A 17,333-nucleotide genomic window follows, 5' to 3' on the forward strand; every position below is an offset into this window, starting at 1 on the left:
ATAATGAGCTTTCGATCAGATTGTTGCGCCAAAATATAAAATCAAAACTCGAAGCAGAGGTTTACGCTGCAATGCTTGATGGTTGTTCGGCTACAGCGATACTTGAATCACATAGACTGTTTAATATATTTGATTATATCTATAAAAATGATATTTGGCCATTCTTTGGAATGGGTGCATCACACTGCGATGCTTCATTGTCAGATTTAGGCCCTTTCCCAGACATATCAATAATAGAGGGTAGTTTAAATGTTGCGAAGCAATATGAAATCATACTAGATGAACTGAATCGTGTGCGTAGAAGTATTAGAGCCGAAACTAGAGAATTTATTTATACAGGCACTTGGCGCTCACTTGACATATGGAGTTCAGGAGAAAAAGAATCACCCGCTGAAGATATGTTTGCAAATACGATAGACCTGATGCGCTCAATCAAAGTATTCAATACATTATACGAATATTCAAAGTTAAATAATCCTCTTAGTGGTTATTTTATTCGTATCTCTTCACTCAAGCCTGATACGATCATACTTCCACACTTTGGAATTACAAATACACGAGTAAGGATTCAGATACCACTTATAATTCCAGACGGTGAGCTATTTATTTATTGCCATAATCAGAAGAGATCTTATGAATATGGTACTCCTATAATATTAAATGACTCTTATATTCATGGAGTTAAAAATCAGGCAGACGGAGACAGGGTAATACTTTTAGCAGATCTACCCCACCCTTCTGCATCACTAGATCAATTAAAAGATTTTAGAGATGGTTAAACAAGAGCTATTAAAAGTATGATTTCTATTCTGGAATGTATTGAAAGACTTAGTAGATCATTTCCGCTCAACTCTTGTAGCTCTTCTTTCGATTTTCAAGCAATATTACCAGTCAACTTGCCGCGCATCTCTGGGTTTGAATTTAAACCTGGTTCTCCCAAGTCTGATTTTCTTAGTTGTTTTTCAATCAGTGAGCTTAGTTATCTTAAAGACCTAATTGAGAGGTGTGATTTGTCAGCGAAAGAAGGAGCAAAGCATCTGAATATACTAAAACAAGCCATATCAATTTTGGAAGGGATGCCAGAGCTACAATGTTTAAGTGATCATATGTGGGTAGAGATTGATTCTAACCCTAATACTGCGATAAGTTTCTTTCTTGGCAGTGACAATCAATTTCAAACGCTAGATGAGAAGATTTCAATGCTTGAGTATTGCCAGGAGTTTCATGACAAGCTAAGAGAAGCTTTTAGTTGGCCTAAGATTAATACTACTCCATATTTAGAAAGGCTTACAAACATCTTTGGTAATTTCTCAGACTTAACAACTGGGCAAATAGGCTTTATGGGCAGAGCAAATATGCACCAACATGCAAAGATGCTATTGACATCAAAGAGTGATTTAGATATCCCTAAGTTTATTGAAATCTGTTTCCCTAAAGATAGTCATAAGTCAGGGCAAGATTCGAGAATTCCTTCAATCATGGATTTAATATATTCATCACCAGTTAAAACGACAGTCTCTATCTCTATAGCATTGTACGTCGATGTATTCAAAGCAGCATTAGAAGTGCTGCCAGTTTATTCATCTAATGAAGAAGATGGTTATACTGTTTTTTGGGATCAGGCGAAAAAGTATTTTGAGCAAGACCTTGCAAATGCAGCGTACAAAGATGTTATTTGGAAGTTACATCATAAGAATCATGAAATATACTCTAAACTCCATCATCTTAAATTTTATTCAGCGCCATCAGGAAATATAACAGCAAAATTCTACAGAGACCTTCGTATCAACAAAACCCTTCATTAGGCTTGTCACTAGCTTTTCTATGTGCTGAAAATTCGCACTGGTATAATATCAACTCACTTATTAATTCTTCCTTTCTAGACTCCATAAACTCTTTCAGTCTAATGCAAAAATAAACGCAGCAAAAAGAACAACAGCCGTTAAATTGGAAACATTATCACGTTAGCAATAACTTACCAAAGCAGTTTTGCATCTTGCGATCCATTAGAAAAATCAAATTGAGCAATCATTTAGGCGAGAGCTGCACGTGTCAACGAACAGCACATCCTTAAATGGCTTTATAGGCAAGTTAAAAGCTGCTTCATGATTGCGAAGCTTGCTAGGACAGAGCAAAAAGCATCACAACAGAGCAGATCAGATTGAAAGATTAAACCTTATTCTTAAAGAGACAACGCACCATCATTAGCCAAGAGATAAAGAGTGACAATGGTCAACATGAGGCTATTAATATGGACAGTTTTTGTATTTATAATGATGATAGAGGTTGCTCCCAACGATGGACAAATCCTTGTGGGAACGTTTTCTGGATTATTGATCGGACTGTTAGTGCACACGCTGAAAAGCTTAGACAAAGCACAGTAAGATGAGTAATCAACATCTGCTGACGACTTAGGAGTGACTAAATCCAGAGAACAGCTTGAACAGTGGATGAGTGAGACCAACTCCCTGCTCCACAAAAGGCTGAGGACTAGAGCAATAAAGCGACGCACTCTACGCACCTTGACATTAACTAGTTTTATCCTGATAGTTGCGACAGAAATCGCACCCAATGCCGACGGCCAAGTTGTCTTTGGTGCATTTCTTGGCATCGCCCTATATCATTTCTCCATTGAATTAGAAAATTTGAAGGACAGTGAGTAAAACCAGGACTGATGATTTTAATAATTAGCAACTGCTCTAGATGCCACGATATAGAGTTCCACTAAACGTAGACAGGTTAATGACAGCGACTTGTTTAGCGAGAAAGGACTTTCGGATCAAGTTGATAGCCTAAAAACTGATTATGTAAGCTGCTACTAGATCAATATAGACGAATCAATATGGAAAGGCCTTGATCCTTAGCTGTTACTTGATGGCAGAGTGAATTAAGTGTGCCGTTGCTTCTTAGTCAGGAAGCATGAGGCCCATTAGCTGAAAGCAATACAAAACCGGCAAAGGGAAAGCAGGGGGCCTTGTTGTCGCGATCCATCTCCTGACAAAAGCTCCCAAACACCGCCCGATCACATGGTGTTTCTTTTAATGCCTAGGGACCTGCCAGCAAATGCCTAAAGGCCAACTGCAGAATGCACCGCCGTCAGCACAAGGCCCCTTCTGCTGACGTCTTTCCTAACCAATGCGATGCCGACTTGCCTTTGGTTTCGTTTCCTCAGTTGTTGTCGTAATGCCTGTTGCCGTTCAAGCAGCAAAAATAATTGCCAAAGAGATCAACATCAAGACTTAAACAGGAAAGGTAGCCAAACAAGCGAAAGACACCGCTGCAGACTTGGGCATGATGACGATCAGCCTGAGTGACTATCTAACACCCGAGATCATGGGCTGACTTATCTATCAAAAACAAAACATTGAAAAGAGATTGGAACGAGATTTTTTAGCAAATGCCAACCACTACTTTCGATCACCTTGATGAAGATCATTCAATTTCGCAACAACTGATTGTTGTAATTTATCTTTTTTACTGACCAGCCAGTCACTTACATTTAACTTCTCTTGTGGAGTAAGGTTCATTTTTTGCAAGTATTCCTTAGTGGCCTCCCAAACCAAAGCTCCAAATTCTTTTGAGTGCTTGAGCCGCTCAGCCACTTTTTCATGAATATCATCGTCATTCAGCAGAGGGTGGGTTTCCGTCGTTTCGGCAGAAATGTCAATGATCGGCTGATCTGATGTTTCCGGCATAGAAAGAAAAGGCGACGATGACAATGGTTGGTAAAAGAATTATATCTTGTTGGTATTACTTGTTAGCATGGATGAGTCGCCCAGCTTAATGATAGTTTTCTTAGGCGAAATCACCCATCATGTGCACAGGCTAGTGTTGCCCAAAACATCCAATCAAGCCACTGATCAAATACTTATCTCGTCAAGCTACTACTCAAGGAAGTCTCTTAAATGATCCTGAATCAATCACATTATGTAGCTCTCAAATAATAAGTGAATCTTATCAGCACGAGGACTTTTCTGTGGACAAAAGCTATCGAGCTAGCATCTAATCTCAGCAGAATCAACCTGGATTAGACTGCCTAATACTGAAAGATGAGCGATCTGTTAACCACCCTCTGCTTGTCTATTGAATTCTCAATTAGATTTACTATTTGGGGTGGGGCCTGGTAGGGTGGGTTAAACAAGACTGGTAATTAAGCAAGAAGTCATCCCTAGTGCAAAAAGTAGTACAAAAAAGTGCAATAACTTGCTCTAGCAGTGGGTGGCGGGAATCATCCTAGAGACAAGAAAGCCCAGGCTCTACCTGGGAAATTGAATGGAGCCAAGGAGACTCGAACTCCTGACCCCCTGCATGCCATGCAGGTGCTCTACCAGCTGAGCTATGGCCCCATAAACGCCGGTAACACTGGGCTCGTACCGCCGTCAGAACAGAGCTTACAACGGCAAGGCCTCAAACCTGACGCCAAACAGCCACGAGCTTGCCCTGCACCTGCACCTGATCGGCTGGTAGCTCAATCGGCTCATAGGCGGTATTGGCGGCCTCAAGCCGCACCGAGGCGCCGTTGCGGTGAAAGTGCTTCAGCGTGGTGCCACTTCCGGGCACAAGTGCACTCACCACCGTTCCATCTCGCAGCCGCGAAGGCTCAGGCACTGGCTCCATCAGAACCACATCGCCATCTGCAATGTAGGCATCCACCATCGAATCTCCATTCACGGTGAGCGCAAACAGGCCACGGGTCTCCAAAACTGGTGCAAGATCTAACCGCTCCTGAACATCATCAAACGTCTCCACCAAACCACCAGCGGCGACTGCCCCCAACACGGGGATACCGGACACCAACCCACCAAGCAGCTGCAAGGTACGCGCCTGCCCTTCCTGCCAAGTGATCCATCCCTTCTGCTGCAAATGTCGAAGCCGGCTCTGCACCGGCGCTGGTGAGCGCAGACCCATGGCCTGCATCATCTGTCGAATCGAAGGGCTGTGGTGATGGCTGCCGATGTAATCGGCCAACCAGTCATAAAGCTCCTGCTGGGCAGAAGTAAGCAACTCAGGAGAAGAGGCAGCCAACGGCAATGCATTGATTCTTCAATACATGTGTACCTATAGACACTGAATCTGGCAAGGGTTTAAACACCAAACAGTGCAGCCGCAAGAAGATCATGAGTTGACCAGAATGCTCAAAACCGAAAGCAGCAATCCAGCCTGGAACTAGAGACCACCAAGCACGGCCGCAAGCAAAGCTTGCTGAACATGCAAACGATTTTCAGCCTGATCGAAAATTCGACTGGCCTCACCTTCCATCACGCCTGAACTGATCTCCTCCCCTCGATGAGCCGGTAGGCAGTGCAACACGATCGCGTTGGGATCTGCCTGAGCAAGCAAATCCTCATTGAGACAGAAACCACGAAAGGCCTCTTCCCGAAGCGACTGTTCCTGTTCCTGTCCCATCGAGGCCCAAACATCGGTGTACAACGCCTGCGCACCTCGCACTGCATCAAATGGATCTGTCATCACTTCAATACGAGCATCAGCAACTGCCAAGTTGCGTGCCTGATCAATCACCTCAGGTAGAGGTTCAAATCCCTGCGGGCAGCCAATCCGAACGTTGACCCCCAAGAGAGCTCCGCAGAGCATCAAAGAATGTGAGACGTTATTACCATCGCCCACATAGGCCAAGGTCTGGCCGGTTAATGACCCGAGAGCCTCTTGAATCGTTAGAAAATCCGCCATTGCCTGACAGGGATGCTCCAAATCAGTCAAGGCATTGAGCACCGGAATCGAAGCCCAATGGGCGTAATCCAGCAATTCCTGCTGAGCAAAGGTCCGCACCGCCATCACATCACAGAAACGACTCAACACTCTCGCCGTGTCTTCAAGGGGTTCGCCCCGGCCCAATTGGGTCACCTGAGGATTGAGATCCACCGTTTGCCCGCCAAGGCGTGCCATCGCGACCTGAAAGCTCACTCGTGTGCGCGTCGATGCCTTGGTAAAAATCAATCCGAGAACTCGATTTCCCAAATCAATGCGACGATCCCCGCTCTTGAGCTGACGGGAAAGCTCAAGCAAGGCAACCGTCTGCTCCGCAGTGAAATCAGCGCAGGAGAGAAAGTCTCGCCCCTTCAGGTCAGCAAGGACGGCTGCAACACCTTGGGGATTGTCAGCCATTAGGGGAGCTTCAAAGAGTCTTTATCGGAGACCAGCCCCCCTGACGTCAAGCCTTCAGGCAACAACAACACCTCTAGGGAGAGCGCTGGAATCGAGCATCTCGATCAGCTCATCGCCTTCGATCACTTCCTTTTCGAGGATCTTCTGGGCGATAGTCTCCAGCAAGGCGAGGTTATGCCGAAGAATCGAAAGGGCACTCTCATGACCTTGATCCACCAAACTCCTCACCTCCTTATCGATGGCCTGAGCAGTGGCATCACTCACCACTCGGCGTGGATTGTTGTTACCACCAAGGAAACGCCCCCCACCTTGCTTGTCATAAGCCAGAGGGCCCAAAATATCGCTCATCCCATAAGTCCCCACCATCTGCTCTGCCAGATCAGTAGCGCGCTGTAGATCATTAGCAGCACCAGTGGTGATCTTGCCAAACACGATTTCTTCTGCAGAACGCCCTCCTAACAAGGTGGCAATCTGACCTTCAAGGTCTTGCTTGGAATTGAGGAAACGCTCCTCAGTAGGTAACTGCAAGGTGTAACCAAGAGCACTCATCCCCCTTGGCACGATTGAAATCTTGGCAACCTTGCTACCGCCAGGCATCAGGTGTCCAACGATGGCGTGCCCCACTTCGTGATAGGCCACAACCTTCTTCTCATCATCCTGGAGCACTCGGCTCTTCTTCTCAAGGCCTGCCACAACACGCTCGATCGCTTCGTTGAGATCCTTCAGCTCTACCTCTTTTCGTTTGCCACGAGCCGCCAACAAGGCCGCTTCGTTCACCACATTGGCCAAATCAGCGCCAGCAAAACCGCTGGTTGCCTGAGCGATGCGGTCTAAATCAACCCCTTCAGCCAATTTCACTTTCTTGACATAGATCTCGAGAATCGTCTTACGGCCAGAGAGGTCTGGGCGGTCCACAAGAACCTGTCGGTCAAAACGACCAGGCCTGAGCAGGGCTGCATCAAGGACCTCGGGCTGGTTGGTCGCGGCCAACACGATGACGGGCTTATCGGTGGACGAGAAGCCATCCATTTCCGTGAGCAGCTGGTTAAGGGTCTGCTCCCGCTCATCATTGCCTCCCACGACACCCATTGAGCCAGAACGACTTTTACCGATGGCATCAAGTTCATCGATGAAGATGATGCAAGGAGCCTTCTTCTTGGCCTGCTCAAACAGGTCCCTCACGCGGGCCGCACCAGCGCCGACAAACAGCTCGACAAACTCCGAACCAGAAATAATGAAAAAGGGAACCTCTGCCTCCCCAGCAACGGCCTTGGAGAGCAAGGTCTTACCTGTACCAGGAGGGCCCACAAGCAGCACACCCTTAGGAATGCGCGCGCCTATTTCTGTATATCGCTCAGGTGTTTTGAGAAAATCAACGATTTCTGTGAGCTCATCCTTGGCCTCATCGACCCCTGCCACATCGGCAAAGGTGACTCGGGACTCTTCATCCGGGACATAAACCTTCGCCTTGCTCTTCGTGAAACTAAGAGCGCCCTGGGCACCACCACCACCCATGGAACGCCTGGCAAAAAACTGCAGTACAAGGATGAAGATCAGCGGGGGCACAACCCAGCTGAGGATGGTGGAGAAAACATTGGGCTTCTTCGGCGGCGCTGCTGCAAATTCAACTCCTTTGCTTTCCAAGCGTTGGGGCAGATCCATATCAAAGATCGGCGTAGTGGCCAGCAACGACGGTGCTCCCTCCTCAGGATTGGCCAGTTCGTAACGGATCTGATCCTGAGTGATGAAGGCCCGCTTCACGGCGCCATCGTCAACCTGATCAATAAATAGTGAGTAGGGAACCCTCGGCACCTGTGCCGCAGGATTGGGTAAGAAGCTGCTGAAAAGCAACAAAACACCGAAACCGATCAACACCAAATTGACGATGCCAAAGCGTCGATTCGGTTTGTTGTCATCCTCACGGATCGCCATCGAAAAAAATTGATTTCCGGGCTGTCACGCTAAGACGATCAATCCCTAAGCGCTTGCCTTTACTGGTGTGAGAACCGAACGTCACCACAAACGAAGCGCTGCTGGCTGCCTTGGAGACGTCAATTCATCGTTGTCAGTGGCCGCTAAGACAAAGCCTTTTCGTTAAGGGTTTTAAGGAGTTCACTGCCAATCAAAGGCACTTATTTTCCCCAAACCAAGCCATTAACTGCCATCTGAATACTGCTGAAACCGATGCTGCAAAGGCAGTTTCAAGGCAACCAACGACACCCCTAGGCAAAAAAGAATTTTGTAGTGCATTGGCACCACAAGTCTTGATATCAGCCCTCTTCTGAAAAGCGCTGTCTGAACAATCAATTTGGTTTCTATAGACGCAAGACATTTTCTTTAGCCATGAGAGCGAAGCAATCCCATGAAGGTATTTATTCTCAGGCAATTGCGCCTAAGCGATGTAACTTAGGTGCTTTATTATTATTAACCAAACATTCAGCCCCCCAAGAAAGTGAGCTAGGATTTATTAAACAAAAGGGAGGCATTCGCTTCACTGTGAAAACCTAAGCTGCGCCTGGCTATTACCGCAACCAATCGGCTGCATTCTCCTGCAGGCATTCACAAATCCATATCCTTCAACTGCAGTAGCAAGGCAACCCCAGCAAGGTAATTTCTCACGGGCGTGTCAATAGCAAATAAATGCTGATATCTCTATGCATAAATATCTAAAACAAAAGTCATCTTTACTTCTCAGAAAGGCCAGTACCGATACAAACTTCAGGCGTTGAAGCATCAACACGTCGACCCTCAAGTCTATTGATCTAAGCAACGAAAAAACTCACCGCCATGAAGTACCATCCATTCTACGTAAGCGCAAAAGGCGGGACAATCCAGTGCTTCGAGGGCGATAGAGGTCGCCTATTTCGAGTTTGCTCAAGATCTCAATGCCTTTATTGCGAAGGGCTGCACTCAGCAAAATCACATCTTGACTATTTAGAGAGCTCTAAAGGTCTTCCTGCAATGTTGCTGCCTCCATGTTCTCCTCTTCAGCCAGATGAGCTATGGCCATATCCACCACTTGCTCTGCTGATGGATACGGCAACAAACGTCTTAATGGAGAACGACTCTGCCAGCGCTTTGGGTATCACTGAAAACACGAGGTCAAATCATGAGTTTTCGTTAGAATCAGAGCAAACTTGGGATGCTGTTGAGACTTACTTTGAATGCATTTCAACCTGCTCACTTGATGACGGCGAATGTCTCACCAGCTGTGTTGAGCAGCTAAGAGAGGCTGACGAGTAAGCAAATTACATATCTCGACCATCTATCAACGCAAACACACAAAGCAGATCAATAGAAAGGTCTTATCAGAGACAATCAAGCCCTGGGAGAGAGAGAGGAACCATGTGTGGCTGCTATAGCCTCACCACCCCAAGGGACACTCTGCGAAAGGTCCTGGCGCCTTGGCTGGCCAACAGCTCTTCGTCAACATGGCTAAACCACTACGCCCCTCGCGCTGAAATCCACCCAGGCGAGCCTGTGCTCGCGCTAAGAGAGCATCAAAGACATACGGATGTAACCCATTTTCTGTGGGGCTTTTTGGCCAGCTGGGTGAAAGATCCCTGGCGAGGCCCAAGGCCAATCAACGCTCGTGCCGAAACCCTTGCGGAGAAGCCAACTTTTCGCGCAGCTTGGCGTCATCACCGCTGCCTATTACCTAGCGATGGTTTTTATGAAAAAGGGCAACGTATTCATCGGTGCGATGGTGAACCGTTCTGGCTGGCTGGGCTGTGGGATCACTGGATCGGGCCCGATGGCAGCGAAGTAGAAACCTGTTGCGTCATCACCACGCGCGCCAATGCCTTAGTGCGTCCACTGCACACGCGGATGCCTGTCATCGTGCCAAATGGCTTAGAAGAGGCCTGGCTTGAAGAAGGGGATGCCACCCACTTGCATGCACTTGAAAGCTTGCTTAACCCTTGGGATCCACATGATTGGTGTTTGAGCCGAGCCCTCAAAACGGCTTCAAGGAGCAACCCAAATCAATTACAGCTTTTCTGATCGATCAAAGAAAACTGATAGGAATCAACCATATAAACCGATGCATAAGTTTTAACTTTAATCAGTTCAACAGACTGCTAGGACAAACAATCAAAGAGAGTCAATAGCAACAATGGAAACAAATCCTAGCAAGCATCATGCCTGAATTAGATAGATATTGATTGCAAACATAGCAACAACAGTTGTTAACAACTGTAAGAATCGAATGGAGTCAGCGACTTAGGATGAACATTCACTCTGTATATAACGATATCTTTTGCCATAACCCACACTAGGGATTGCATCATAAAGCAACTGGAAACAACTTAATTCTTGAGCCCTGAAAAGCAGCGGCAAAGTCAAATCGTGTGATATCATCTTCCAAGGATCCATGATTACGATGTTTCTTGTGCCTGTCAAAGGAAGTCAAGATCACAGTCATAGAAACTTTCTAAAGCATCAATTTCCCGAGAATTAAGATCACCACGACACAATATCAAGAAGGAATTATCGTCATAATCTTTTTCAACTTCTTCGACCTTTTGTTGTATAGATTGAACAGTTCCATGATGCCAATATTTCACCAACTCGCCGATCTGGTTCATCGCTAAAATCACATGATAGAGAAAACGAAAGCGTGATCGAATATCGCCACATCATCGTTCCAGCTGATCAATAGAGCAAATGCGTCCATAGTCAAGAACTTGAGTCCAAAGCCGCCAGTCATGCAAGAAACGGAAATATTCGCTAACAAAGAGTTAACGATGTCTTCAAAAAAATCTATACTTGCTCTAAGCAAAAGCTCTACCAAAACCAATACGATATAAAGTCTCTCAAAGCCTAAAAAAATACATCCAAGCTAGTAGCAAAGCCTTATACAAGCTAATATGGATTCTCTGAGAGCTATTGTGAAAAAGTCCATGACTCAAATCCAATAATCATCTAAACCGTTTCTTCTCACCAAGCAGGTGCTTGACAAACGCATCGCTACACTAAGCATTTTATGAGCTGATTGTTTCGGGTGACTACTGCACCACGGCAACGAAAACATCAATATCGAGACCGGCTTTATCGCCTCTTGCTCGCTTTTACACTGTTGCTATTGGCAAGCTTTGCGATACCGCAAGTTTATTGGCCTGCTCCAATTTGCTATTCAGTCATCGCAATTCTTATCACCAGGTTGCTGGCGAGAAAAGTCAAGCACCATGTCTGGAGAGAACGGCTCTATCAATGGCTGGGATGGGCAGCATTGCTGAGCCTATGGTTCTGGCTGCTCACGCCAAGTCACTGGACCTACAGCGGTATTCCCCTGATATGGAGCTGGATTTTGTTCGTGGGCTGGAGCTTAATTCGACTGGTGAAACAGCTGAGTCGTGAGCGCCAAGTCAGCGAAATGGTTTTGATGGGAGCAGCCGCTGGATACTTACTCTTAGGAATCAGCGCCGGCCTGGTGATGAATGCCTTGTATACGGTTGAACCCAACAGCTTTGCGCTCCTGGATTTACCCAACCAGGCCATCACCAGCACCAATCACAGCGTACTGAATACACCTCAGCGATTTGCTGAGATCAACTACTTTGCCTTCGTGTGCCTAACCACCGTTGGCTTCGGGGGGATCAAGCCGATTCTGCCCGCAGCAAGGATGGTGAGCGTTACCACCAGCATTGTTGGCCCTCTTTATCTAACGCTGATGATGGGTGCTCTGATCAGCAGATTCTCCGGCAATACCAACAGCAAGCGGCTTAACAAAGAATCGACTCAAAAAGACACTCAGCCTTCACAGCAAGAGGTCACTACTGATCAAAAAGATAGATAAATCATCCCTCTACCTTGATAACATCAAGATCAAAGAATAAACTCTATACTATAGAGACGAGCATCGACTTTCCAAGACGAATGAGATCAATTAATCGGTGTATTCATCCCAAGCCTTCTCAATCCCATCGGCAAGCATAGAGAAAGAAAATATCTATTTAAAATTCTAAGATGTTAAAAGCACAAGGCAGGCTAGTCCTTCAATGACTACACTGCTAACGCTGTTATCAAGTATTATTTAAACAGGCATAGACTTTTGAACAGGCAGTCTATCGCAATAGGTTAATAATTTAGTCGTTACACTCATTACCAGCCTTTCTTCATCTCGATTTCTAATTGCAGATAAACATTGCTGGATTAAGTGCCCGCTTATCGAAGCAAGCGCTAGCGATTGAGAGTAACGATTGGAATCGCATGAGCAATTGCGACCCATCTCTCTGATCAGGCACTCTGCCTCGCGCCAATGATCATCTCCCTATGCTACAAATTGTCTTAATGTGTTAGCACCTCTCCTTTAAGTTTCAGGCTTAGAGAATGCCCTAGGCCAACTAAGTTTTTGGAGGTTTTTAAATTATTGATGGATTTTATCTTGCATCAAATCAATCATCAAATAGCTTTCGTAAGCATAAAACTAATACCTCTGTCCAGTTCATCAACCTTGTGGTGATTTCAGCTCGATTGACAGATGGTTTGACAAGCATTGCGATTAAAATCAACACGGCCTACAAGGTCTTCGGAGTCTTGTTAATTGCTCAATGCACCACAACAATCATCGATTGATGCGGCCAATATTGTTGTGATAACTTTCTGTGGTCAGCTCCTAAAAATATTTGCCAATCCAATACATAGACATAACTTACTCCAAGAACATTCAAACGATAGATATTACGCATATCTCAGTAATGCTTAGAAAGCTCATATTGCAAGAGCCAGTCAGCCCCCAACTGCTGCAATGAGCCAGGCTCCAGTACGACAACCTCTTTCATGCTTGTGAGGCCAAGATCATCAAGTGGTGTTCTGGCCGGCAAGCCACCCAACAGCTTGGGAGCCACCACCACCGCCAATTCTTGAACACAGCCTTGCTGCAGGGCTGCGGCTGCTAAGCCTGGCCCGCATTCCCACAGCACACGATTGCAGTCTTGTTGAGCTAAGGCCTGCAGCAACTCAAGCGGTTCAGAGGCAGGCAAAGCAAGTAGCTCAGGCCCCTCAGGCAAATGAGCCAGCTGTTCATGGCCAGGCTCTAGGCCATGAGCAACGAGGGTATGAGCCACTGCAATATCCCAAAGCTGAGCTTGTTGAGGCAAATCAAGACTGCGACTCAGCACCACCCGCTTTGGTTCGGGGTCAGAGTGCCCACGACTGGTCAGCAACGGATCGTCCGCACGCACAGTGCCGCCGCCAACGATCACAGCATCACATTGGCCACGTAAGCGATGCACCCAGCTACGCGCTTCACCACCACTGGTCCACTGACTGGCGCCATTGGGCAGAGCCGTGCGTCCATCGAGGCTCATCGCCCATTTGAGAATCCCCCAGGGGCGCCCAGTACAAACACGATGCACAAAAGCCCGGTTCTGATGTGCTGCTTCGGGCTCCAACACAGCAGTGATCACCTCCAGCCCGGCATCGCGCAAACGAGTGATGCCGGCTCCAGCAACACGTGGGTCGGGGTCCTGCATTGCAACCACAACTCGGCGAAGTCCGGCAGCGATGACGGCCTCCGTGCAGGGAGGCGTGCGGCCTTGATGGCAACAGGGTTCCAAAGTGACCACCAGGGTTCCACCGCTGGCCTGTTCACCAGCTTGTGTGAGAGCGCCTACCTCAGCATGAGGTTGCCCAGCGCGGGCATGAAAACCCTCTCCCACAAGCTTGCCAGCCTTGTCGAGAACAACTGCCCCAACAAGAGGGTTGGGACTGGTGCGACCATCTGCGAGGGCAGCCAACTGCAACGCCCGCCGCATCCATGGCAGCCAAACAGCACTTGCAGAGGGGTTGACGTTCATCAACTATTGAGAAGCCTGCGGCAATGAACGCCACTCGCCGACGACATAAGGAGGCACAGGCAGTTCAGCAAACACACCGGCGAGCTGCAAGCGCAGCGGGCGATTGTTGGTTAAATCATCCAGCAAAGGGTTGAGATCGAATTCTGCTGCTGCTTCACGGCCATCCTTCGCCAATTGCGGACTGGCCATTGTGATGTCATCCAAAGCCCAGTCGCGGCGACCGGCATGCACGAGCAGGGCGGTTGGATGATTGAGACGAACCTTGCCGGGATAACCAACAATCCTCAACACCACTGGCTCACCTGGCGGGCCCTGGCGGTAAGCCACCACCTGCCAACTGTGATACTCGAGGTCACGCAGGGTCTCAAAGCTGCGTACAAATAAGGAACTTTCATCACTTTCATTGGTCAACACCTGCGCCTGGGCAAGAGATGGGCTGAGCAGCAACAACACAACGGCCGCAAAGAAGCAAGCCAAAGCCCTCTTCAGCATGAGAAGGCCATGCCATCGATGCGATGCAGAACTCCCTGCGCTGGCCATGACCTCAAAGAAGGTCTTCACAGCGTATGCAAAAAACCATCGCTGCCGATAGGACATCCCACACAGATTGGCGTCACTCATTCACCCCTCAGACCCTGCCCGTTCGGCACCTGGAATCAACTGCCAATCCGTATGTGTTGCCCACAGGGCCCAGATCGCCATTGCACGCAAATAGTGGCAAGCCCTGTAGGTCTTCACTGCAGTAATCGCTTCTGGGGTGCGGAACTGCAAACCACCGCCATACACCTGATTGACCACCGCTGAACAGATGGCTGTGGCCGTCGGGGCATCGCCCATCAGTCGGTAGTAGGCCGCTAGACCGAAGTTGATGCCAGTCCATACCTCCAAGGGATGGGTTCCCTGGGGATCAAGTGGCATGCCATCACGGCACAAACCATTGGCAACTCCCAAACGGCCGCCTTCAAAACCTTCAAAGCAGGCCTCTTTGACTGCATTCAAACTGCTGCGACTGCGTTCATCAGCAACAACAGAGGGCAGCCCCAACAAGCGAGCATAAAAATCGCCGCAGAGTTGATCAGCCATCACCACCGGCGTACCACTCTCAGCATCAATCTTGTAGTACTCCCCATTCCAAAGCAGCCGATCGAAGTTGGCCCGTGATTGCTCAAGCCAACCGCTGAACTGATGTTGCTCCTCTGCCGTATTGAGTCCTAAGTCCAATTGCAAGCGCTGTGCCATAGCTAGAGCAGCCTCAAGAGCTGCAATCCAAAGAGCACCGCAATAGGCGCTCACGCCTTGCAAAGGCCAATCGTCAAAGGTCTGGTCCGGAGCACCACCGTTATCGGGCAGACCATCGTGATTGACATCAAAGCGCTTGAGATAACTGAGGGCCTGCACTGCCGCCGGCCAGCATTCAGCCAAGAAGCTCAGATCTTCGCCATTCGGTGAGAGAAGAAACGTTCGCCATACCTGCAGCACATAATCACTGGCCAGATCTTTCCAGAGATTGCAATCCTGATAAGCGGTGTAGTTGGTGGCATCAAACGGCGACTCATTCGGTGCTCCCAGATCATGGGGGGTAGCCGACGCCCTCTTGCGGGGGGCCTCGACCCGGCCACGCCCCTGGGTGAAGTACCAGCCGATTGGTCGTGGCGTGGCATCTGCCGCTGGAATGGCTCGAGCAAAACTACGCAAGACGGCCTTATCGAGCTCAGGCCACAACTGCAGCAGAGCCAAGGAGCCATAGAGGCGCACATCAAGACTTTCGTACCAGGCGTAGTCGAAGCACTCAAGAACCCCAAAGCGACCCACCGGATCTCCTGGACGGGCTGCCGTCCAAAGGCTGCCACCGCTAGCTAAGTCGTATAGCTCATTGAACAAAGCCATTCGCAAGCGCTCCGGCAAATCCTCACGCGCCAGCACCGGCGCCTGCCAGGCATCAATCTGCTCACGCCAATCAGGCCAATCACGCAAGGCCTCTGCAGCAAGAGCGGCGGCCGCCTGACCATCGCTGCCGTGAAAGTCGGTGTAACGGCGTAAATCGCGAACGCCTGTAGCGAAAGCCGTCACCGGCAGATCCCAACTGATCACCACAGGGATCTCAAGACTTTCACCAGGCGCCAGGGTGACCTTCACCGCTAAAGCAGCGCTGGTCTGCTCGCCCGCCAAGCTCTTGCGCTTGTCATTGCTGTTTGCAATGGTTCCTTCACTTGCGAAGGAACTCCACAGTTCGCTGCCATCTCCGCTGGGATCCCAACGGCTACAACGCATTACCTCCACTCCAGGCAGATGATCAGGGACAGCCAAACACCACTGCCCTTGCCCCTCAGCCAAGGGGTCAGCTCGCTCACCCTCCATCAAGACACCAATCAGGCCTGGCTGATCAATCCAACGATTGCACTGGCCCTCGCCACGACCGATGGCAGGCACATAACTGTGTTCAGGGCTACCGTCATCGCGGAAATGAACGCTGGCCGAGGGATCGGTGTTCGTGAACCAGCCACAGGTGTTGCGCCAACTCAGCAGCAGCGACAATTCAAGAGATTGCGATGTGGGGTTCTGCAACTGCCAACGAAACACGGCCAGGGGGTAGCTGGTGCGTCGGTAATCACCGGGCAGAATTGGACTGAACGCCTCACAAACCACCTCAGCCGCGAAGACTTCTTTGTAATGGGTCCAACTGAGCGGATAGCGGGCTGAATAGCTACCAGTCGTGCGGTGCTCTGTACTGGCTGGATACCAGCTCCACGAGGAGAGAGGCTTGTCTAGTTCAGGCTGAGAGTCATCGGCTTGTGGCGCTGTCGCCAGCGCATGAGCACGCACCTGATCCCCCTGCCGCTCAAACAAAGCGAACTGGCAATCAGGAATGCTGCCCTGCCAATGCTCACCACCATCAAGATTCCAGAGATTGAAATCACCGCGCGGGCTACGCCCGATACAACCGGCCCCGAAGCCTCCCAGGGGCATGCCATGCCAGGGCCCATCATCGAGATTGCTGGCATAACGAACCGTGTAAGGCTGTTGCCAAGCCAATCCGAAAGCACGGCTCCAGCTGGCCGCAGGCACACTCCAAGGCTTCAAGCTCGATCCACGCTTCAATAAGGATCTGAAAGCTGACAAGCCAAAAAGGGCCATGAGGCAAGAAATGATGCGCCCAGCTTGTCAGCAGATCAAGCGCTCAGCCAGAGCCATCAAGGCATCGTTTGAACCTTGATGGCATAACAACGGTTTCTATAGCTCAGATAAAGTCAACAACATCAGCCATTAAGAATTCAACCTTATCCACATCCAGCAATGTGGTGTGTATGCCATCTGCTGTGAGCAATAGATCATCTCCAACTTGCGTCAAGGAAAGCTCAACTCCATTAGCAACAGAGATGCGATCGTTTTCAGCGAATGAAAAGCCGATAA

Annotated in this window: 12 protein-coding genes and 1 tRNA gene; 5 read left to right on the plus strand and 8 right to left on the minus strand. The window is 48.7% G+C overall.

The window, feature by feature from the left end:
* Positions 1–20 precede the first annotated feature (20 nt).
* Complete coding sequence (locus PMIT1303_RS03175; RefSeq protein ID WP_197459752.1) at positions 21–779, plus strand: aspartyl/asparaginyl beta-hydroxylase domain-containing protein; 759 nt, start codon at positions 21–23, stop codon at positions 777–779.
* 117 nt (positions 780–896) lie between these two features.
* Positions 897–1,805 carry a hypothetical protein gene (locus PMIT1303_RS03180; protein ID WP_063397480.1) on the plus strand — a complete coding sequence of 303 codons (909 nt, stop codon included), beginning with the start codon at positions 897–899 and terminating at the stop codon, positions 1,803–1,805.
* 1,602 nt (positions 1,806–3,407) lie between these two features.
* Here PMIT1303_RS03180 and PMIT1303_RS03190 read toward each other — a convergent pair.
* The 5 genes from PMIT1303_RS03190 to ftsH form a co-directional block, all read right to left on the minus strand.
* Positions 3,408–3,695: a hypothetical protein gene (locus PMIT1303_RS03190; RefSeq protein WP_063397482.1), complete on the minus strand. Its 288-nt coding sequence runs from the start codon at positions 3,693–3,695 to the stop codon at positions 3,408–3,410.
* 578 nt (positions 3,696–4,273) lie between these two features.
* Positions 4,274–4,346, minus strand: a tRNA-Ala gene (locus PMIT1303_RS03195).
* A gap of 61 nt (positions 4,347–4,407) precedes the next feature.
* Complete coding sequence (gene lexA, locus PMIT1303_RS03200; RefSeq protein ID WP_063395477.1) at positions 4,408–5,031, minus strand: transcriptional repressor LexA; 624 nt, start codon at positions 5,029–5,031, stop codon at positions 4,408–4,410.
* 135 nt (positions 5,032–5,166) lie between these two features.
* Positions 5,167–6,123 carry an ornithine carbamoyltransferase gene (argF, locus tag PMIT1303_RS03205; protein WP_063397483.1) on the minus strand — a complete coding sequence of 319 codons (957 nt, stop codon included), beginning with the start codon at positions 6,121–6,123 and terminating at the stop codon, positions 5,167–5,169.
* 54 nt (positions 6,124–6,177) lie between these two features.
* Positions 6,178–8,055: an ATP-dependent zinc metalloprotease FtsH gene (ftsH, locus tag PMIT1303_RS03210; RefSeq protein WP_063395479.1), complete on the minus strand. Its 1,878-nt coding sequence runs from the start codon at positions 8,053–8,055 to the stop codon at positions 6,178–6,180.
* A gap of 1,098 nt (positions 8,056–9,153) precedes the next feature.
* Here ftsH and PMIT1303_RS13930 point away from each other — a divergent pair.
* The 3 genes from PMIT1303_RS13930 to PMIT1303_RS03235 all read left to right on the plus strand — a co-directional run bounded on the left by PMIT1303_RS13930 (position 9,154) and on the right by PMIT1303_RS03235 (position 11,920).
* Positions 9,154–9,366: a hypothetical protein gene (locus tag PMIT1303_RS13930; protein WP_369818699.1), complete on the plus strand. Its 213-nt coding sequence runs from the start codon at positions 9,154–9,156 to the stop codon at positions 9,364–9,366.
* A gap of 102 nt (positions 9,367–9,468) precedes the next feature.
* Positions 9,469–10,125, plus strand: a complete 657-nt coding sequence (locus PMIT1303_RS03220; RefSeq protein ID WP_063397484.1) for an SOS response-associated peptidase — start codon at positions 9,469–9,471, stop codon at positions 10,123–10,125.
* A 1,000-nt stretch (positions 10,126–11,125) separates the two neighbouring features.
* Positions 11,126–11,920 (plus strand): potassium channel family protein, encoded by a 795-nt coding sequence (locus tag PMIT1303_RS03235; RefSeq protein WP_063397487.1) that lies wholly within the window; start codon positions 11,126–11,128, stop codon positions 11,918–11,920.
* Positions 11,921–12,815: 895 nt separating this feature from the next.
* Here the strand turns inward: PMIT1303_RS03235 and ribD are convergent.
* From ribD to PMIT1303_RS03250, 3 genes are read right to left on the minus strand one after another with little or no spacing between them, the layout of a single operon-like run.
* On the minus strand, positions 12,816–13,922 hold the full coding sequence (gene ribD, locus PMIT1303_RS03240) for a bifunctional diaminohydroxyphosphoribosylaminopyrimidine deaminase/5-amino-6-(5-phosphoribosylamino)uracil reductase RibD (protein WP_063397488.1): 1,107 nt from the start codon (positions 13,920–13,922) through the stop codon (positions 12,816–12,818).
* Between the two features lie 3 nt (positions 13,923–13,925).
* Positions 13,926–14,543 carry a DUF3122 domain-containing protein gene (locus PMIT1303_RS03245; RefSeq protein WP_197459759.1) on the minus strand — a complete coding sequence of 206 codons (618 nt, stop codon included), beginning with the start codon at positions 14,541–14,543 and terminating at the stop codon, positions 13,926–13,928.
* On the minus strand, positions 14,544–17,057 hold the full coding sequence (locus PMIT1303_RS03250; RefSeq protein WP_063397489.1) for a GH116 family glycosyl hydrolase: 2,514 nt from the start codon (positions 17,055–17,057) through the stop codon (positions 14,544–14,546).
* Positions 17,058–17,333: the final 276 nt, after the last annotated feature.

Source organism: Prochlorococcus sp. MIT 1303 (assembly GCF_001631965.1).
Lineage (GTDB): Bacteria > Cyanobacteriota > Cyanobacteriia > PCC-6307 > Cyanobiaceae > Prochlorococcus > Prochlorococcus marinus_D.